Below are 20,608 nucleotides of genomic sequence, written 5' to 3'. Positions count from 1 at the left end.
TTTTTTTTTGCTTCGTTTCTGTCACTTTGAAATATTTAGGTATATAACTATGGATAAGCTTATGTTTTTTATGTCTTACTGATGGCATAATTAACACTCATGTAACCCTTTAAATACAATAGATGGATTTTGGTCGTGAAAAAAATAGCCTTATTGATTAGCATACCGTTCATCGCAGTTATTATTACATTTTTAGTGCTAGTACTGCTTGTGAATCCAAATGATTTTAAACCACTGATAAAAGAGCAGGTAGAAGCGCAGACTGGTCGCCAGTTAACCATTAATGGTGATATTGAATGGCGTTTCTTCCCATCAATTGGTTTTTCTATTGGTGAAGTTGCTTTAAGTAATCCAAAGGGGTTTTCAACTCCTGATCTTGTGAAATTTAATAATGCGGTATTAGACCTTAATGTTCGCCCATTATTTCAACATGAAATTAATATTGGTTTAGTTACTTTGGATGGCGCTTCTTTTACGCTACATACACTAAAAAATGGTACGACGAACTTAGACAATATTGGTCCAACTAAAGAACAGATTGAGACGATTGAAACAACATCAGAAGAGCCAGTAGCAAAAATAACGGATAATACTCAACCAAGTACTCAACTTAATGATTGGAAAGTAACATTAGAAGGCATTGCACTAACGAATGCAGAAGTACTTATTCAGGATGATAAAGCGGGCACTAAAATGTATTTTAGTGATATGAATTTATCACTGTCTCAATTTAGTCCTGGTCAATGGGCTCATTTAGAGTTTGATTTAAAAGGGGATTTAGGCCAACAGAACGTAGCTTTAAAAGGTGAGACTGATTTAAATATTGCAGTGACATTAGATGATGCATCATTAAAGCAGACAGAGTTTAATGTCTCTTATTCAGATGCATCAAATAAATTTAATGATATCTCTTTTACCATTGATCAGTTTTCTTTTGATACATGGGCCAATATCAGCCTAAAGGCGATAGGTAAGGCGAATGCGCTTAATGTTAACTCTATCTCTACCTTTGCTCTATATGTACCAAAAGCATTAGATGTTATTCAAGTTAAAGACTTTTCAAGCACTAACAACATAAAAGGTAAAGGAATACCAAACGAAGATGTTACGGCCGTTATTGGCTTTAACAGTACATTTGATTTAAAAAAATCGTTTCTGAGTATCAATACACTTTCTCTGTCAGCGGTGGATACTGATTTTACTGGCAAGATGAGCGTACAGCTAAATGATATACCGAAGGTACGCTTTGAGTTACGTAGTCCGAATATTGATGTTGATGCTTTATTAGCGACCTTGCCTCAAAGTGAAGTAACAGCAACGGAAAAAACAGCAAGTAATAATAAAGAGCTACCAGCGAGTAAGGCAACAGAAGTGGAGCCTGATTTAAGTGCATTAAAAACGCTTGATGTCGCAGGAACCATTATTATAGATAAGTTCAAAGCAAGTAATGCCAAGATGCAAAATGTAACCTCTGTATTTTCAGTTAATCGTGGGGTGTTAAAACTGACGAAATTCCACTCTGATCTATACGATGGTGCTATTGATATGACTGCGACCTTGGATGCTCGTAAAACCACGCCTACGTATAGTATTAAGCAATCAATCAAAGGGGTACAAGTTGCTCCTTTATTGACAGATGTTATGGGTGAAAGCCTGATTGAAGGCAATGGTAATATGGCGCTGAATGTTTCAGGTAAGAGCTTAAAACCAAGTGCTTTAAAAGAAAACCTTAAAGGTAAAGCCTCTATTAATTTTGCCGATGGTGCGGTTAACGGCGTTAATATCCCATTATTGATCCGTACAACTTATGCAAAAATTAAAGGTGAAAAAGTTAAAGGCAGCGAAGAAGCTGAGAAAACAGACTTCAGTGCATTAACTGCCGACTTTTATTTATCAAAAGGAAATGCGACAACCAAAAATATTAAATTGGTATCGCCATTACTGCGTATTCATGGCGAAGGTTCTGCTGATTACGTTCATGAAACGGCAAACATGCTAATTAAAACATCAATCGTTGGCTCATTAAAAGGCCAGGGCGGTAAAGGTATTGATGATCTTAAAGATGTTACGATCCCAATTAGAATTACAGGTCCATGGGCTAAGCCAAAGTATAAGCTTGAATTTGATGATGTGATGCAGCAAAAAGCCAAGAAAGAAATTGATCGCGGTATCGAAAAACTTGAAGAGAAATATGGCGATAAGATTAAAAATGAAAAAGTAAAAGACGCAGCAAATAAATTGCTGAAAGGACTTTTCAATTAATTTACTGTGATAATAACAGTTAAAAAAGTGGCCTGTTATCGTTATTGATACAGGCCATTTTTATTTGTTATGTAAGATAGATAATTTACCAATCTACGCCTTTCAGTGCTTTAATGCCTGAATCGAAAGCGTGTTTTACATTTCGAACTTCAGATACCGTATCAGCCATTTCGATCAACTCACGGTGCGCAGCTCGACCAGTAATAACTACCGATTGCATTTTGGGACGGTTTTGTAATGCTGTTTTTAACTCATCAAGTCCGATATAACCATAAGTGACCATATAAGTCATTTCATCAAGCAAAACAAGATCGACAGATTCATCGGATAAGCTTTTTTTACATTCTTGCCATACACGTTGTGCTGCTTCGGTATCCGCTGCTTTATCTTGAGTATTCCAAGTAAATCCTGTGTTCATAACATAGAAAGGGACACCATGACCTTCTAGTAAATTTCTTTCCCCACAGTCCCATGTCCCTTTAATAAATTGAGCTACAACACAATTCAAGCCATGTCCAACCGCTCTTGCTACTGTGCCAAAGCCAGAAGTAGTTTTTCCTTTCCCGTTACCGGTAACAACAATTAACAAGCCTTTTTCTGTCTGCGCATCTTCAACACGCTTGTCGACATTTTCTTTGATCTTTGACTGGCGTTGCTTATAGCGTTCATCTTTTTTATCTTGTTCTATCATGATTTCTATTCCATTAAAAATAGGGGGGAGTTCATTTATTGAAGTTATTTGAGATATAAAAAATCCCGATAGGAGAACCATATCGGGATTTATATTATCTATCAATGATAAAAGTGAATGTCTCTTTACTGACTAACCACTTTATAGATTGGATCTTCTTGTACATTTATTTCAACCAAGCTACCCGCTTTGTTTAGAAGGGCATGGCAATCTTGGCTTAGGTGACGAAGATGTACTTTTTTGCCTGCTTTAGAGTAACGCTCAGCAATAGTATCAACGGCTTCGATAGCTGAATGGTCAACAACACGTGAGGCCGCAAAATCAATAACGATGTCTTGAGGATCATTTTCTACATCGAATAACTCTAAGAAATTAGCCGCTGATCCAAAGAAGATCGGTCCATTAATTTCATAAACTTTAGAGCCTTCTTCGTTTACTGAGTTTGTTGAGAAGATGTGTTTTGCGTGTTGCCATGCAAACATTAATGCAGAGGCGATAACACCAACACCAACAGCAACAGCAAGGTCAGTAAGAACCGTTACGACGGTTACCAATACAATGACAAAGAAATCTTGTTTTGGTACACGACGAGCCAATTTAAACGTTGCCCATTCAAACGTACCAATAACAACCATGAACATTACACCAACTAATGCCGCTAGAGGGATCATCTCAATTAAGCCAGAAGCAAATAAGATAAAGCCAAGCAACGCAAGTGCCGCAGTAATGCCTGATAAACGACCACGACCGCCAGAGTTAACATTGATCATTGATTGACCAATCATCGCACAACCGCCCATTGCTCCAAATACAGAACAAGTAACGTTTGCTACGCCTTGACCAACACATTCACGGTTAGATTGACCACGAGTACCTGTCATCTCATCAATAACCGTTAAAGTTAGTAATGATTCAATTAAACCGATAGCTGCTAAAATAAGCGCGTAAGGAAAGATGATGTACAGTGTTTCTAAAGATAATGGGACATTAGGCACAGAGAAAGTAGGAAGAGAGCCTGCTAATGTTGCAGCTTCATCGCCACTCATTGTACGTAGGAAATCTACAACAGTACGAGTATCTAAATCTAAACCTTGAACTAACCCTGTTACAACAATAATAGCCACTAAGGAAGAAGGCACCGCTGTTGTTAATTTAGGTAAGAAGTGAATGATAGCCATAGTCACAGCAACTAAGCCAAGCATTAGCATCATTTGGTCGCCTTGTAACCAATCTAAATTACCTAGTGCGTCAGGGGCTTTAAATTGACCAAGTTGAGCAAGGAAAATAACAATAGCTAAGCCGTTTACAAATCCGATCATTACAGGATGTGGAACGATACGAATGAACTTACCTAGTTTAAATAAACCTGCGGTAATTTGCAGAATACCAGCGAGTAAGATGGCTGCAAAAAGGTACTGTACGCCGTGAACTGCAACTAAGCTAACCATTACAACAGCCATCGCGCCAGTTGCGCCTGAAATCATTCCAGGGCGACCACCAATAACTGATGTAATTAAGCCGACAATGAAAGCAGCATATAGGCCAACCATAGGGTCAACACCAGCAACAAAGGCGAAAGCAACAGCTTCAGGGACTAGAGCTAACGCAACGGTTAACCCTGATAGAACATCATTCTTCACTGAATGATTAGAAAATTTTGGAAATTCAAACATTATTTTTAGATATCTTCTTGGTTGTTTTTCAAGCATAGTATGCGGCGAATCGTACAGAAAAGCGTGATGAACTTCAATGTATATTCGGAATTAGATATAAAAAAAGCAAGTTACATCGAAATGTAACTTGCTTAATTTTATTGGTTATTTATTTTAAAGGCGTTTGCCTAAAAAATTATAAACCCGCTGTTTTCGCCATTGCTGCACTTGCTTGAGAAGTGGCAGTTTGACTACCAGCTTGTTTTGGCTCAAAGCGCTCAGTTCTAAATGCAGCAGCCGTAACAGTGATTTCTTTAATCTCTGTTGGACCTGTTGCTTTAGTCATTCCAGAAGAAGCGTGACCTTTGTATTGAGGTTTTTCAGCAACAACAGTCGTCGTTGGTGCTGATGTCTCTGCTACTGCAACTTCAGCAGGAGTTACAGGAGCTTCTGTTACTTCAACCTTCTGCTCCGCTACTGGTGCTTCTGCAATTGCTGGTACTTCATTGATTACTGGAGCCTCAGCTTGAGTTGTTGCTACAGGCGCTTCAGCAATAACATGTTCAACCACCGGTGTTTCTACTATTGCTTCTGCTTTATTAGCAGGAACATAAGGCAGTAACACTTTGCCCATAGCCATTTCAGGGAATGCAACACCACCGATTTGAGCTTTTACTGTAGTGGTTTGACTTGCTTGGTCTTGTGCATTTTGAGTTTCATTATCAATGAACTTCTCTTGTTGGCGTTTTGCTTGTTTCATCTCTAAGATGCGAGCATAGTCAGGGTAAGCTTTACCCATCGCCATTTCAGGAGACGCAACACCAGCAAATAGACGAGCAGGATTCACAGGACGACGATCACGACGACGACGACGTTGACCACTTGCTCGTAAGTGGCGAGGTGAACGACGGTTACGACGTTGGCCTTCTTTACGTTCTGTATTCTTCTCAGTATTTGCTTCTGCAGGCGTAGTTACTTGTGCTTGGGTTTCTGTTGTTGCTACTTCAACAGGAACTTCTACTTCCGCTTCTACTGCTTTACCTGTACGTACTTTCTTTTGCAACTGACGGCGTTGACGGCGTTGTTTAACTTGAACCGTTTTTTCGCGTTTTTCAGCTGGTTTATCAGAAGGTTGCGCAGGTATTTGTTGTGCTTCAGCTGCTAATTGAAGCCCTTGCTCTGCAATTTCCTTACGAGCTTTAGGTTGTTTCGTTGGTTTGCTTTCAGCCGCTACTTTAACTGGCTTAGTTGCATTATCTTCAACTTTTTTACCACGACGATTATCAGTGCGATTTTCGTTGTTGTTGCGGTTATCATTACCGTTACGACGATTGTTGCGGTTATTACGACCATTTTCGTTACGACGACGATCATTATTACGGCTTTGATTACGACGCTGAGTTGGTTTTTCTTCTTCTACTTTTTTCTCAGTTTCAGCAGGTGCTGCTTCTGGTGCAGAGAAGAAGTTTGCAATCGCAGTGAAGAAACGACTAATAATACCCGGTTTTTCTTCAGCTGTTGCTTTTACTTCTGGTGCTTTTGTTTCTTGTACTTTCGCAATTGGAGCTGCTTGAGCTGGAGCACTGAAGCCTTGAAGAACAGGTTCTTCGCGTTTTCTAGGAGCAATATTAACCGCAGGGGCTTCTTTTGCTTCTGCTTCACGTAACGCTTCTAGTTTCTTAGGTAGAAGGTATGAAAGCATTTCTTGTTCTTCACCATCACGGATACGAATCACTTCAAAGTGAGGCGTTTCCATATCAGAGTTCGGAACAATGATTACACGAACATTGTGGAATTTTTCAATGTGCTGAACTGAACGACGTTTTTCATTGAGCAGGTAAGAAGCAATAGAGACAGGAACAACTGCAAGAACTTGAGTTGTATTGTCTTTTAGAGACTCTTCCTCAATTAAACGTAAAACAGACAGTGCTAGTGATTCATTATCACGAACAACACCAGTACCCGTACAACGAGGGCAAATATGGTGACTTGCTTCAGCTAAAGACGGGCTTAAGCGTTGGCGAGACATTTCTAGAAGACCGAAACGAGAAATACGACCGATTTGAACACGAGCACGATCCATTCGAACCGCTTCACGCATACGGTTTTCTACTTCACGTTGGTGACGAACTGGCGTCATATCAATGAAGTCGATAACCACAAGGCCACCTAGATCACGTAGACGTAATTGACGTGCAATTTCATCAGCTGCTTCTAAGTTTGTATTTAATGCTGTTTCTTCGATATCACCGCCTTTCGTTGCGCGAGCAGAGTTGATATCAATTGATGTCAGTGCTTCTGTTGGGTCAATAACAATAGAACCACCAGATGGTAAGCGCACTTCACGTTCAAAAGCAGATTCAATCTGGCTTTCGATTTGATAGTGGCTAAATAGTGGGATTTCGCCTTCATACAGCTTAACGCGAGATAAGAAATCTGGGCGAATAAGTTGAATGTGTTGACGAGCACGGTCAAAGATTTTTGGGCTATCAATCAAGATTTCGCCAATATCACGACGTAAGTAATCGCGGATTGCACGAACAATAACGTTACTTTCTTGGTGAATTAGGAAAGGTGCTTGATTTGATTCTGATGCGTGCTTAACCGCTTCCCAATGATTTAGGAGTACGTTTAAGTCCCACTCAAGTTCTTCTGCAGATTTACCAACACCAGCAGTACGAACAATTAGACCCATACCTTGAGGTAGTTCTAATGTGCTTAATGCTGCTTTAAGTTGAGTACGTTCTTCACCTTCGATACGACGAGAAATACCGCCAGCTCGAGGGTTATTTGGCATAAGAACAAGGTAGCTACCAGCAAGAGAAATGAAAGTTGTTAAAGCCGCGCCTTTGTTGCCACGCTCTTCTTTTTCAACTTGAACAATTACTTCTTGGCCTTCTTTCAAAACGTCCTTGATATTTGGACGGCCTTGATAAGTGTAACCTTGAGGGAAATATTCTTTTGCAATTTCCTTAAGGGGAAGGAAACCGTGGCGATCAGCACCGTAATCAACAAAAGCTGCTTCCAAGCTTGGTTCGATACGTGTGATTTTGCCTTTATAAATATTTGCTTTCTTAGATTCGTGACCAGGGCTTTCGATATCTAGATCAAAAAGGCGTTGGCCATCAACTAATGCGACGCGCAACTCTTCCTTTTGGGTTGCGTTAATCAACATTCTTTTCATTAGGGAATACTCATTACAAATTGTCGAGCTTGTTTGTCCACTTCCATTTCAAATGGTGCCAGATCCCAAGGCTGATTACATGTGCAGCCTCACGGCTGGAACTCAGGGATGCTCTAGGGCACAATCCACATCAACACTATCGATAAAATAGTGCTGATCCGCAATTATTCGCGGTCGTTAAAACATAAAAAATGGTTTAGGCATAACAAGCAAAAAAACTCAAAGCAGTATAGATGTCTTACGCCAATTGCCGCATCACCGCATTCGAGCAGTATATTTTTAGTTCTTTTGGTGCTTTTATGCTCACCAAGGTGAAGAAATAGCCATCTGGGCTAATTTCAGGGGCTAACTATAACAGTCAGATTAAACCGCAGCAATCTTCATTATTTGAAAGTGAGCTAAAAAAGGTTCATCAATTAGAATTAAGACAGTAGAATGTAGAAATGACTGATGATAAACCTAAAGTGCAATTCGTCGATATTGATGACGATTTTGCAGGGCAACGAATCGATAATTTTCTTCTTGCCCGCTTAAAAAATGTCCCTAAAAGCATGATTTATCGAATTGTGCGTAAAGGTGAAGTTCGCGTAAATAAAAAACGCATTAAACCAGAGTATAAATTACAAGAGGGCGATATGGTTCGTATTCCTCCTGTAAAAGTACCAGAATCTACAGCGCCTGATTTACCAAGTGTTAAATTAGCTAAAGTGTCTGAGCTTGAAAGTTGTATTATTTATGAAGATGATCACCTTCTAATATTGAATAAACCTTCAGGTACAGCGGTTCATGGTGGTAGTGGTCTTAAATTCGGTGCAATTGAAGCATTAAGAGCTTTACGCCCTGATGCGCGTTTTTTAGAGCTTGTTCACCGAATTGATAGAGATACTTCTGGCATTCTACTTGTTGCTAAAAAGCGTTCAGCATTACGACGACTACAAGAGCAGTTCCGCAATAAGACAGTACAAAAATACTATTTTGCATTAGTGATGGGACAGTGGAAAAGCACATGTAAGGTCGTGAATGCACCTTTGCTAAAAAATGAAGTGAACAGTATTGTTCGAGTTAATCCGAATGGTAAGCCTTCTGAGACGCGCTTTAAAATTTTAGAAAAATTTGAACAAGCGACCTTAATCCAAGCAAGCCCAATTACCGGTCGAACGCATCAAATCCGTGTGCACGCCCAATATACAGGCCATCCTATTGGTTGGGATGATCGTTATGGTGACAGACGATTTGATGCTTATTCTGGACAGTTTGGTTTGGATCGATTGTTCTTGCATGCGGCAAATATCAAATTTACTCACCCAAGTACGGAAGAGTTAATGGATATTAGCGCACCAATGGAAAACAAATTAGAACGAGTACTAAAAGGTTTACGAGCTAAAAAATAGTTACGCACTAATGCAATGGTAGCGATAAGTGTTATAGGCACTTATCGCATTTTGTACTTGTTATATAAAAACTAAAGCACTGAAAATCCTTGACGATCTAGCATATCAATCAATGTGATCAGAGGAAGACCAATTAATGTATTGGGATCTTTTCCTTCTAATTTATTGAATAACGCAATTCCTAGTCCTTCACACTTAAAGCTTCCTGCACAATGAAGTGGCATCTCTTTATCTACGTAGCTTTCTATTTGTTGTGTATCTAATGATCGAAAGTGTACGTGAAACTCTTCACAAAGGGTTTCAGCAACCATTGTGGTGGTGTTTAATAAAGATAACCCTGTATAGAAGGTAATGATTTGGCCGCTGGCTTTTTGAAGTTGGGAAATGGCTTTTTCGCGAGTCAGTGGTTTTCCAATAATATCGCCATTAATAACGCACACTTGGTCGGATCCAATGATCAAATGGTGTGGATCTTCTATTCCACAAGAGCGTGCTTTTTGTTCCGCTAATCGAGTGACTAGTTCTTTAGGTGATTCATTATTAAGCGGAGTTTCGTCACAAACGGGTGAAATTGCATCAAAAGGACACTGGATCTTCTCTAAGATCGAACGTCGAAAAGGCGATGTTGAGGCTAGAATGAGTTTTGATTGCATAAGTAGGTTCTTCTTCTTAAATTTTTCGTTTATTATTAGTGATACCAATTCTAGTAATTATCTGCTCATTATTACTGGTTAAATCACTTAATAGCGGCGTTAAAAAATAGGCTTGTAGAATAACTACTTATCATATTTTTTGTCTTACTCTTAAGTGATTTTCCTACGTAATAAATAGATCACTTAAATAATTACATTGGTATAACTCTGCTGAAATAGCAACTGGGAAGAAAAAAAGCATAATTTTTGCCATTTTTCTTTGACTCGAAGGCTTTAGAAAGATAAGATGCGCGCCCTATGCAAAAGGTAAAATTACCACGAACAGTTGATGCATTCCAAACCGCTCAACGAAGATTAGACTACGATGGAATCATCCAATCTAATATTTTAAAGCGTTTGGCTGAATCTACTGTAGATGTGAAAAGTGATGCTGAAGTCACTATGTCATTTAAAGTTGACGAACAACGACTAGCCGTTATCTCTGGTAAAGCTAACGTCACCGTGTTGTTGGAATGTCAACGCTGTAATGAAAATTTTGAACATCACCTAAATGTATCATTTAAGTGTACGCCTTTTTTAAGCGAAGAAAAGGCAGCTCTAATTCCTGAGGAATATGAGCTTGTAGATTTAAATGAAATGGGTGAAGTTGATCTCGTTGAGTTGGTAACTGATGAGTTCATTCTAGCGTTGCCGCAAGTCGCTATGCATGACATAAAAGACTGTCAGGTCAAATCTAACAATTTGGTATTTGGTGAAATTCCTGAAGAGGAAGAGAAACCGAATCCGTTTGATGTTTTAAAATCTTTAAAACAACAGTAATTGAGGAGTAGGGTCCATGGCCGTACAAAAGAGCAAGAAATCACGTTCAATGCGTGGCATGCGTCGTTCACACGATGCACTAACTACAAGTGCATTATCTGTAGACGCAACTAGTGGCGAAACTCACCTTCGTCACAACGTTACAGCTGACGGTTACTACCGTGGCCGCAAGGTAATCAACAAGTAAGGTTGACGCTTTGCAGCAGCTAACCATTGCAATTGATGCGATGGGTGGGGACTTCGGTCCCCAAGTTACAGTGCCTGCCGCCGTGCAGGCATTGTCACAATTCCCAGAGCTAAAAATCACTATTGTTGGAGATCGTCATGCGATTTCTACACAATTAGCACATCTAAATTATACCCCCAGCTCTAGATTTTCAATTGTCCATAGCGATAGTGTTATTGGCAATAATACACCACCTTCAAAAGCGCTTCGACACAGTCGTGGTAGCTCAATGAGAGTCGCCCTTGATTTAGTTTCCAGTAAAGATGCCCAAGCGTGTATTAGCGCAGGTAATACTGGGGCACTAATGGGATTATCTCGTTTTACTCTAAAACTTCTTCCTGGTGTAGAACGCCCAGCATTGATCAGTCCATTACCAACGAAAAATAATCAACGTACTTGGATGTTAGATCTTGGCGCTAATGTGTCATGTGATGCTGAAACCCTGTTTCAATTTGCCGTAATGGGTTCTGAATTAGCAGAACAATCCTTAGGGCGTAAAGCGAAAGTCGCATTATTGAATATTGGTGAAGAAGAAATAAAAGGTAATGATCAAATAAAACGTTGTGCTGAGATGCTGCATCAATGCCAAGATATTCAATTTATTGGTTATATCGAAGGTGATAAGCTTTATCAAGGCATTGCAGATGTAGTAGTCTGTGACGGGTTTGTCGGCAATGTTTGTCTGAAAACCAGTGAAGGCGTTGCACATTTATTTTTAGATCAACTAAAATCACACCTAGTTACATCAAAATTCAAACAAATTTTAGCGAAATGGCTCTTTGGTGATGTCATTTCTAGCTTAAAAGAGCTGAACCCCGACCAGTATAACGGCGCAAGTCTGATAGGATTGCGCGGCATTGTTGTGAAAAGTCATGGAAGTGCAGATATTTCTGCCTTTAACAATGCCATCAAGGAAGCGGTTCATGAGGTCAAGCGACAAATACCTAACCGTATTAGTGATCGCTTGGAGGCAGTTTTACTCGAGAGGCATTATTAGTCTTCATGTATAGCAAAATTTTAGGTACTGGTAGCTATTTACCAGCACAAATTCGCACAAACGCGGATTTAGAAAAAATGGTCGATACTAGTGATGAGTGGATCTTAGCTCGAACTGGTATTAGTGAGCGTCGCATTGCCGGTGAAAATGAATCTGTAGCGACTATGGGTCATATTGCGTCTGTAAATGCAATTGAAATGGCCGGTATAGATAAGAACGATATTGATCTTATTATCTTAGCGACAAGCACTCCAACATATTCATTCCCCTCTGCGGCTTGTGAAGTCCAAGGGTTATTAGAAATTCAGGGCTGTCCAGCATTTGATTTATCGGCAGCTTGTTCAGGGTTTGTTTATGCATTGAGTGTTGCTGATCAACATATCAAAACGGGTATGGCAAAAAACGTACTTGTTATTGGCTCTGATGCAGTATCTCATGCCTGTGATCCTGAAGACCGCTCTACGGTTATCTTATTTGGTGATGGTGCCGGGGCGGTTGTTATTGGCCAAAGTGAAGAGCCTGGAATTATTTCAACTCACTTGCACGCTGATGGCAAGTTCGGTGAATTACTTTCTTTACCTGTCCCTTCTCGACAAAATGAAGAAGCAGAAAAATGGCTACATATGGCTGGTAATGAAGTCTTTAAAGTTGCCGTTACACAGCTTTCTAATTTGGTGAAAGAAACACTTCAAGAAAACCAAATGGATAAGTCTGAGCTTGATTGGTTAGTTCCACATCAAGCCAATTTACGAATTATTAAAGCAACAGCGAAGAAGCTATCAATGTCGATGGATCAGGTTGTTGTTACTCTCGATCGTCACGGTAATACTTCGGCTGCAACAGTGCCAACGGCATTGGATGAAGCGGTACGTGATGGCAGAATTCAACGTGGCCAAACGTTATTGCTTGAAGCATTCGGTGGTGGTTTCACTTGGGGTTCTGCTCTCGTTAAGTTTTAAGTGAAGAGCTAGACATCTGTTTGATGATCTAGCTTCTTTTATGTGCTTATTTAAAGGAAATAATATTCATGAGCAATTTTGCTATCGTTTTTCCAGGTCAAGGCTCTCAAGCTGTTGGCATGCTTGCTGAACTAGGTGAGCAACACGAAGTGGTAACTAAAACTTTTGCTGAAGCATCAGAAGCATTAGGTTATGACTTATGGTCACTTGTTCAAAATGGTCCAGCAGAAGATCTAAATCAGACTTTTCGTACTCAGCCTGCATTATTAGCGACCTCTGTTGCTTTATGGCGTGTATGGCAAGAGCAAGGGTTAGCACAACCTTCTGTTTTAGCTGGTCATAGCCTTGGTGAATATTCAGCACTTGTATGTGCCGGTGTTATTAACTTTAAAGATGCAATAAAATTAGTTGAGCTTCGTGGTCAACTGATGCAAGAAGCAGTACCTGCTGGTGTTGGTGCAATGTATGCGATTATTGGTTTAGATAATGAATCAATTGCAAAAGCATGTGATGAAGCAGCACAAGGGGAAGTGGTTTCACCAGTTAACTTTAACTCTCCTGGTCAAGTTGTTATCGCTGGTAACAAAGATGCAGTAGAGCGTGCTGGCGTATTATGTAAAGAAGCGGGCGCAAAACGTGCACTACCTTTACCTGTATCAGTACCTTCTCACTGTGCACTAATGAAACCAGCGGCTGACAAACTAGCGGTAGCGCTAGAAAGCATTGAATTTTCAGCACCAGTACTGCCTGTTATCAACAATGTTGATGTTGCTGCCGAATCAGATCCTGCAAAAATTAAAGACGCACTTGTTCGTCAACTATACTGCCCTGTACGTTGGACAGAAGTAGTAGAAACAATGGCTGAGCAAGGCGTAGAAACCTTATATGAAGTTGGTCCAGGTAAAGTTCTTACTGGTTTAACTAAACGAATCGTTAAATCACTTAGCGCTGCAGCGGTAAATGATGCCGCTTCTCTTGAAGCTGCTAAGTAATTAAAGGGAATAGTAAATGATGAATTTAGAAGGCAAAATTGCCTTAGTTACTGGCGCTAGCCGCGGTATTGGTCGCGCTATTGCTGAGCAATTAGTCTCTCGCGGTGCAACGGTTATTGGTACTGCAACTTCTGAAAATGGCGCAGTTGCTATCAGTGAATATCTAGGTGAGAACGGTAAAGGTCTTGCTTTGAATGTAACAGATGCAGAATCTGTTACTGAAGTACTAAAAACCATCAATGATGAGTTTGGTGCGATTGATATCTTAGTGAATAATGCGGGTATTACTCGTGATAACTTACTTATGCGCATGAAAGATGACGAGTGGATGGATATTATTGATACCAACCTAACGTCTATTTTCCGTTTATCTAAAGCCGTACTTCGTGGCATGATGAAAAAACGTAATGGTCGCATTATCAACGTAGGTTCTGTTGTTGGTACTATGGGTAACGCAGGTCAAACTAACTATGCTGCTGCAAAAGCAGGCGTAATTGGCTTTACTAAATCGATGGCTCGTGAAGTCGCTTCACGTGGCGTAACGGTGAATACTGTCGCTCCAGGTTTTATCGAAACAGACATGACAAAAGCCTTGAATGATGACCAACGAGCTGCAACACTATCATCAGTACCTGCTGGTCGTTTAGGTGATCCTAAAGAAATCGCAGCTGCAGTTGTATTTTTAGCATCTCCAGAAGCGGCTTATATCACAGGTGAGACATTGCATGTGAATGGCGGCATGTACATGGTTTAATCACTAAAATTGATTTAAGGGTGACTTAGGTCAATTTTGGGTCAAAATTGCACTAAAAATCACGAATTTCGTGGTTTGACCAGCAATCTTAGCCTTGCAACTTTCTTATTAATGAATAGAATACAGCAAGTATCGCAAATCAGCGAAGTCTGTAATTAGGAAAATTAAAATGAGCAATCTTGAAGAACGCGTAAAGAAAATCATCATTGAGCAACTGGGTGTGGATGAAGCTGAAGTTAAAAACGAAGCATCATTTGTTGATGACCTAGGTGCAGATTCACTAGATACAGTTGAACTAGTTATGGCTCTAGAAGAAGAGTTTGACACTGAGATTCCAGATGAAGAAGCTGAGAAAATCACTACTGTTCAAGCTGCTATCGACTACGTAACTAGCGCACAGTAAGAAATACCCTCCAGGCGGTCATCTTGACCGCCTGAGTTTTTAATACGCTACAATCCCTATCTAAATTTCAAATAATTCCGGAGAAATATATCGTGTCCAAACGTCGTGTAGTTGTTACAGGCATGGGTATGCTAACACCGGTGGGTAACACTGTTGAAGCATCTTGGAAAGCGCTGTTAGCAGGCCAAAGTGGTATCGTTAATATCGAGCACTTTGACACCACTGAGTTTACTACTCGTTTTGCAGGTCTAGTTCAAGACTTTAATGCTGAAGAGTACATGTCTAAGAAAGACGCTCGTAAGATGGATTTATTTATCCAGTACGGCGTGGCTGCTGGCATTCAGGCATTAGATGACTCGGGTTTTAAAGTTACTGAAGAAAATGCTCACCGTATTGGTGCTGCAATTGGTTCAGGCATTGGTGGTCTTGGCTTAATTGAAGCTGGTTACAAAGCATTTAGTGAAAAAGGTCCTCGTAAGATCAGTCCGTTTTTCGTGCCTTCAACCATCGTTAATATGATCGCAGGTCATATGTCGATCATGCGCGGTCTACGTGGTCCAAATATCGCAATTTCAACTGCTTGTACTACAGGTCTTCATAATATTGGTCATGCGGCTCGTATGATCGCTTATGGTGATGCTGATGCAATGCTAGCGGGTGGTGCGGAAAAAGCATCTACTGAGCTAGGTATGGGCGGTTTTGGTGCTGCAAAAGCACTATCAACAAATAATGAAAACCCTCAAGGCGCATCTCGTCCTTGGGACAAAAACCGCGATGGTTTTGTTCTAGGTGATGGCGCTGGCATGATGGTTCTTGAAGAATACGAACACGCAAAAGCTCGTGGTGCGAAAATCTACTGTGAATTAGTTGGTTTTGGCATGAGTGGTGATGCTTACCATATGACTTCACCAACGCCTGATGGTTCTGGTGGTGCACTAGCAATGGAAGCTGCGATGCGTGACGCAGGCGTAACGGGTGAGCAAATCGGTTATGTAAATGCACACGGCACATCGACACCTGCAGGTGATGTTGCGGAAGTTAAGGGCATTAAGCGTGCTCTTGGTGAAGCGGGTACTAAACAAGTATTAGTATCGTCAACAAAATCAATGACAGGTCACTTACTAGGTGCAGCTGGTTCTGTTGAAGCAATCATTACAGCGATGTCTTTGGTTGATCAAATCGTTCCACCAACGATCAACCTTGACGATCCAGAAGAAGGTTTAGATATTGACCTTGTTCCGCATACGGCTCGTAAAGTTACTGATATGGAATATGCTATCTGTAACTCATTTGGCTTTGGTGGCACAAACGGTTCACTGATCTTCAAGAAAATGTAATAACTTGTTTGTGAGACTTAATTAGTTTCTAAGAGTCAGTTACACTTTAAAGGCGGTTTGATATTATATCAAACCGCCTTTTTATTTATCAGTGGTTAGGAGCTGTCATGTTTTGGGTTAATGGAATGGAATCTGAATCACTTCCCATAAGTGACCGAGCAACTCAGTATGGTGATGGTTTCTTTACCACCATGAAGGTATTAAATAAGAAAGTTTGTTTGTGGGATCTGCATCTAAACCGACTTAAAACCTCCGCAATACGCTTAAATATTACAGAGCCAGATTGGAATGCACTTGATAAACAAATAACTGAGCTTGCAACGAAAGTAATTAGTGGTGGCATTAAAGTGTTAATTACTAGAGGAAGTGGGGGGCGAGGCTATTCCCCTCAAGATTGCGATGATACTCAAGTTATTGTATCCACTTTTTCTCTTCCTATTTATTACAAAGAATGGAAGCTGAAAGGGATAGATTTAGGTGTATCAGATATTCAGTTGGGACTAAATCCATTATTAGCTGGAATGAAGCACCTAAACCGCCTAGAGCAGGTACTAATAAAGCAATCAATATCTAAAACAGATTATCTCGATGCTATTGTTCTCGATATTAGTAACAATATCGTTGAGACATCTATAGGTAATCTTTTTTGGGTTAAGAATGATAAACTATTCACTCCAGATTTATCATTAGCAGGTGTTGAAGGTGTGATGAAAGCGCATATTAAGAAGATTGCGAGCATTCATCATATCGGGATTGAATCAGTACATTGTGATTTTGATACATTAGCTGTTGCTGATGAAGTGTTTATCACTAACTCTTTATTTGAAATTGTACCTATTAATAAAATCAAAGACATTCATTTTACCAAGCATACATTAACTTATTGGTTTCAGGAGAAACTGTACTCGTGTTGAAAAAACTTATTATCATTATTTTATTTTTGGCGGTCGCTGCACTTGGTGCTGGCTTTTGGGCTTATCAGCAGGCAATTAATTTTACTCAACAACCTGTAATGCTAGAGAAAGCTCAACTTGTTGAAGTTAAATCAGGAACAAGTTACCGAAAACTCATTCGTCAGTTTGAAGAAAAGGAATGGATATCAGACACTCAATGGGCTCGATTTACCCATAAATTAACCCCTCAATTAACCAATATAAAAGCGGGTACGTACTGGGTTGAACCAAATCAAACGTTAGCAGAAGTACTGACTCAATTAAAAACGGGTAAAGAGCATCAATTCTCAATTACTTTTGTTGAAGGTAGTCGTTTTTCTGAGTGGCAACAACAACTAGAACAAGCGCCTTACCTAGAACATGAACTTGAAGGAATGTCAGAAGAAGACATTGCGAGTAAATTAGGCATTGAACGGTCTAAATTAGAAGGTCTTTTCTTAGCAGAAACGTACCATTATACGGCAGGCATGAGTGACTTTGATATTTTAGAGCGTTCTCATAATGCGCTAGTGACATTATTAGATGCTGAGTGGGAAACGAAATCAGCCAATTTACCTTTAAAATCATCTTATGAAGCGTTGATCTTAGCCTCTATCATTGAAAAGGAAACCGCTATCGATTCTGAAAGAGAGCGAGTTTCATCTGTGTTTGTTAATCGCCTAAGACGTGGAATGCGCTTACAAACCGATCCAACGGTTATTTATGGTATGGGTGATAAATACGACGGCAATATTCGAAAAAAAGACCTCCGAACACCAACGGCATACAATACTTATACCATTAATGGCTTACCACCAACACCGATTGCAATGGCGGGCCCTGCATCGATAAAAGCAGCATTACATCCAGAAACAAGTCGTTATCTTTATTTTGTTGCTGATGGTACAGGTGGTCATAAATTCACTAAATCATTAGTAGAGCATAACAAAGCAGTTAGAGCTTACTTAAGAACGTTAAGAAATTAATCATGTCTAAATTTATTGTAATCGAAGGCCTAGAAGGCGCAGGTAAAAGTACGGCTATTAAAAATGTATTAGCCACATTAGCTAAGCATGGTATTGAAAACCCTGTAACAACAAGAGAGCCAGGTGGAACACCTCTTGCTGAAAAAATGAGAGAGCTGGTAAAACAAGGGCACCCAGATGAACCGTTAACAGACATGGCTGAATTGCTATTGTTGTATGCTGCTCGCGCACAGTTAGTTGGAAATGTGATTAAACCTGCTCTTGCAAAAGGTGAGTGGGTCGTCGGTGATCGTCATGATTTATCGTCGCAGGCATACCAAGGCGGTGGTCGTGGGTTTGATCGTAATTTAATGAAAACGATGAGAGACACGGTTCTAGGCGATTTCAAACCAGATTTAACCATTTACATGGACATTGACCCTAAGCTTGGATTACAAAGAGCTTCTGCTCGTGGAGAGCTTGATAGAATTGAACAAATGAAATTAGATTTTTTTGAACGAAGCCGTGAACGTTACTTAGAGTTCGCAAACAGCGATGAAAGTATTATTACTATTGATGCGGGACAAGATTTAGATACGGTAACTCGCTCTATTGTGAATGCGCTAGAAGCGTGGTTAGTGACTAATGGCAACTAAACTCTACCCTTGGCAGGAAGATATTTGGCATCAATGGCAGCAGCTTATTGCCAATGATAGGCTGCCTCACGCTATCTTATGTGCAATGCCAGAAGGGACTGGGCGAGATAAATTAGTTCAGTATTTTTCTGATACTTTACTTTGTTTAACTCAAGGCACTGAACCTTGTGGTTTCTGCCATAGTTGTGATTTGATTCAATCTGGTAATCATCCTGATTTGCACTGGATTAAACCAGAAGTGGAAGGTAAATCGATTTCTGTAGAACAGATCCGTCAATGTAATTCATGGGCACTAGAGTCATCGCAATTTAACGCTAAGCGAATGATTATTATCGAGCCTGCAGAAAAAATGACAGAGTCTGCTGCAAACGCATTACTAAAAACATTAGAAGCCCCACCGAAAAACTGCCAATTTGTCTTACTTGCTAGCTCTTTGCATCATTTATTACCAACAATACGCAGTCGCTGCCAAACTTGGCAACAGCCAGTGATCAGTGCTGAAGTGATTACTCAATGGTTACTCGAAACTGAAGAACTAACGGTAAATACGCAGTCAATTATTTTGAATCGATATTTACCGCTAGCGGTGAAGAGCTTTTATAAAGATAAGAAACAAGTAAGCCATCAGCAGCTTCTTTCACACTTTAGTGTTTGTGTTCAATCCTCTTTTTGTAATACAGCCGATGTGGTTAAAACCTTGCTAAAATTAGAGGATGAAGGCTTATGTTGGTTAAGTTACTTGTTGTCTGATATACAGAAACGACAGTTAGGAATTGTAACTGATTGGATTCATTGTGATGAAAAAGAGACGGTAGAGAGACTAGCAAAAAGCATCTCTTCTAACCTTATCTATAAGCAATATTTGAGTCTAAATACGCTAAGGCAACAACTCAATGATCATCCGGGCTTAAACAAAGAACTATTATTAACTCAGTGGTTATTTGAGTTTATTGGAGAATAATGTGTTAGTTGATACACACTGTCACCTAGACAAGTTAAATTATAATGATCTACATACTAATGTGGGTGATGTACTTGAAAAAGCAAAATTACGTGGAGTAGAGCAGTTTCTAACCGTAGGTGTTACTTTAGATGCTTTTCCCAATATGATGGAAATGATCAAAGATCATCCTGAAGTTCATGCGTCTTGTGGTATTCATCCATTAGATGTGGAATCGGAATTTGATTTATCTATTTTCCGTCAATATGCGGCCAATGATCGTGTTATTGCTATTGGTGAAACGGGGTTAGATTATTTTTATCAGCCTGAAAGCGCATCTCGTCAACGCGACTTGTTTGAACAACAAGTTGAGGTGGCTGTTGAGTACAATAAACCACTAATTATTCATACAAGACAAGCTAGAGAAGATACCTTAGCAATTCTAAAAAATGGTCAAGCAAACAAATGTGGTGGTGTTATTCACTGCTTTACTGAAGACTGGGCGTTTGCTGAAGCGGCAATGGATTTAGGTTTTTATATTTCAATTTCAGGTATTGTTACATTTAACAAAGCCACTGAGTTGAAAGATGTTGTTCGTCGCTTGCCATTAAATCGTATTTTAGTTGAAACAGACTCCCCATATTTAGCCCCTGTTCCCTATCGAGGAAAAGAGAATCAGCCAGCGTATGTCAGAGAAGTTGCTGAGTATATTGGCTTACTAAAAGGGAAATCCTTTGAGGAAGTTGCTCAAATAACGACGAATAATTTTAAAAATCTTTTTTTGAACAAATAAAT

19 protein-coding genes are annotated in these 20,608 nt (G+C 39.8%); 15 read left to right on the top strand and 4 right to left on the bottom strand.

The features are described 5' to 3' along the window. The first annotated feature begins 135 nt into the window (after positions 1-135). Positions 136-2,262, top strand: coding sequence for an AsmA family protein (locus F8B77_RS01850; protein ID WP_151653174.1), 2,127 nt, complete (start codon positions 136-138; stop codon positions 2,260-2,262). Positions 2,263-2,347: 85 nt separating this feature from the next. On the opposite strand, the gene cobO is transcribed toward F8B77_RS01850, so the two are convergent. From cobO to rne, 3 genes are all read right to left on the bottom strand, one after another. Beyond that, positions 2,348-2,953 (bottom strand): cob(I)yrinic acid a,c-diamide adenosyltransferase, encoded by a 606-nt coding sequence (cobO, locus tag F8B77_RS01845; protein ID WP_151653172.1) that lies wholly within the window; start codon positions 2,951-2,953, stop codon positions 2,348-2,350. Positions 2,954-3,078: 125 nt separating this feature from the next. Next, positions 3,079-4,626, bottom strand: a complete 1,548-nt coding sequence (locus F8B77_RS01840; protein ID WP_151653170.1) for a SulP family inorganic anion transporter — start codon at positions 4,624-4,626, stop codon at positions 3,079-3,081. A gap of 175 nt (positions 4,627-4,801) precedes the next feature. Further along, positions 4,802-7,789 (bottom strand): ribonuclease E, encoded by a 2,988-nt coding sequence (rne, locus tag F8B77_RS01835; RefSeq protein WP_151653168.1) that lies wholly within the window; start codon positions 7,787-7,789, stop codon positions 4,802-4,804. Between the two features lie 443 nt (positions 7,790-8,232). On the opposite strand from rne, the gene rluC reads away from it, so the two are divergent. After that, the gene (gene rluC / locus F8B77_RS01830; protein WP_130048225.1) at positions 8,233-9,180 is read left to right on the top strand and encodes a 23S rRNA pseudouridine(955/2504/2580) synthase RluC; all 948 of its coding nucleotides are present in this window, start codon (positions 8,233-8,235) and stop codon (positions 9,178-9,180) included. Between the two features lie 71 nt (positions 9,181-9,251). Here the strand turns inward: rluC and F8B77_RS01825 are convergent, their stop codons facing one another. Further along, the gene (locus F8B77_RS01825; RefSeq protein WP_130048224.1) at positions 9,252-9,833 is read right to left on the bottom strand and encodes a Maf family protein; all 582 of its coding nucleotides are present in this window, start codon (positions 9,831-9,833) and stop codon (positions 9,252-9,254) included. Positions 9,834-10,130: 297 nt separating this feature from the next. Between F8B77_RS01825 and yceD the strand changes: the two genes are divergently transcribed. From yceD to F8B77_RS01760, 13 genes are all read left to right on the top strand, one after another. After that, the gene (gene yceD / locus F8B77_RS01820; RefSeq protein WP_130045541.1) at positions 10,131-10,652 is read left to right on the top strand and encodes a 23S rRNA accumulation protein YceD; all 522 of its coding nucleotides are present in this window, start codon (positions 10,131-10,133) and stop codon (positions 10,650-10,652) included. A gap of 16 nt (positions 10,653-10,668) precedes the next feature. Next, positions 10,669-10,839, top strand: coding sequence for a 50S ribosomal protein L32 (gene rpmF, locus F8B77_RS01815; RefSeq protein ID WP_060991458.1), 171 nt, complete (start codon positions 10,669-10,671; stop codon positions 10,837-10,839). 10 nt (positions 10,840-10,849) lie between these two features. Then, positions 10,850-11,875, top strand: a complete 1,026-nt coding sequence (gene plsX / locus F8B77_RS01810) for a phosphate acyltransferase PlsX (RefSeq protein WP_130048223.1) — start codon at positions 10,850-10,852, stop codon at positions 11,873-11,875. A 5-nt stretch (positions 11,876-11,880) separates the two neighbouring features. Continuing rightward, positions 11,881-12,834 carry a beta-ketoacyl-ACP synthase III gene (locus F8B77_RS01805; RefSeq protein WP_151653166.1) on the top strand — a complete coding sequence of 318 codons (954 nt, stop codon included), beginning with the start codon at positions 11,881-11,883 and terminating at the stop codon, positions 12,832-12,834. Positions 12,835-12,902: 68 nt separating this feature from the next. After that, positions 12,903-13,826 (top strand): ACP S-malonyltransferase, encoded by a 924-nt coding sequence (gene fabD, locus F8B77_RS01800; protein ID WP_130045538.1) that lies wholly within the window; start codon positions 12,903-12,905, stop codon positions 13,824-13,826. Between the two features lie 19 nt (positions 13,827-13,845). Further along, positions 13,846-14,580: a 3-oxoacyl-ACP reductase FabG gene (gene fabG, locus F8B77_RS01795; RefSeq protein WP_165367164.1), complete on the top strand. Its 735-nt coding sequence runs from the start codon at positions 13,846-13,848 to the stop codon at positions 14,578-14,580. Between the two features lie 169 nt (positions 14,581-14,749). Next, entirely contained in the window at positions 14,750-14,983 is a 234-nt protein-coding gene (gene acpP / locus F8B77_RS01790) for an acyl carrier protein (protein WP_017051317.1), read from the top strand. 92 nt (positions 14,984-15,075) lie between these two features. Next, on the top strand, positions 15,076-16,320 hold the full coding sequence (gene fabF / locus F8B77_RS01785; protein WP_130045536.1) for a beta-ketoacyl-ACP synthase II: 1,245 nt from the start codon (positions 15,076-15,078) through the stop codon (positions 16,318-16,320). 107 nt (positions 16,321-16,427) lie between these two features. After that, complete coding sequence (gene pabC / locus F8B77_RS01780; RefSeq protein ID WP_151653164.1) at positions 16,428-17,234, top strand: aminodeoxychorismate lyase; 807 nt, start codon at positions 16,428-16,430, stop codon at positions 17,232-17,234. After that, complete coding sequence (gene mltG, locus F8B77_RS01775; protein ID WP_151653162.1) at positions 17,228-18,238, top strand: endolytic transglycosylase MltG; 1,011 nt, start codon at positions 17,228-17,230, stop codon at positions 18,236-18,238. Before pabC ends, mltG begins: the two co-directional genes overlap by 7 nt. 2 nt (positions 18,239-18,240) lie before the next feature. Further along, complete coding sequence (gene tmk / locus F8B77_RS01770; RefSeq protein WP_130048219.1) at positions 18,241-18,873, top strand: dTMP kinase; 633 nt, start codon at positions 18,241-18,243, stop codon at positions 18,871-18,873. Next, the gene (gene holB / locus F8B77_RS01765) at positions 18,863-19,834 is read left to right on the top strand and encodes a DNA polymerase III subunit delta' (RefSeq protein ID WP_151653160.1); all 972 of its coding nucleotides are present in this window, start codon (positions 18,863-18,865) and stop codon (positions 19,832-19,834) included. Before tmk ends, holB begins: the two co-directional genes overlap by 11 nt. A 1-nt stretch (position 19,835) precedes the next feature. Then, on the top strand, positions 19,836-20,606 hold the full coding sequence (locus F8B77_RS01760) for a TatD family hydrolase (RefSeq protein WP_130048218.1): 771 nt from the start codon (positions 19,836-19,838) through the stop codon (positions 20,604-20,606). The last annotated feature ends 2 nt before the right edge of the window (positions 20,607-20,608 follow it).

Source organism: Aliivibrio finisterrensis, assembly GCF_008933155.1.
GTDB lineage: Bacteria > Pseudomonadota > Gammaproteobacteria > Enterobacterales > Vibrionaceae > Aliivibrio > Aliivibrio finisterrensis.
This window is presented reverse-complemented; position numbering and strand designations above follow the sequence as displayed.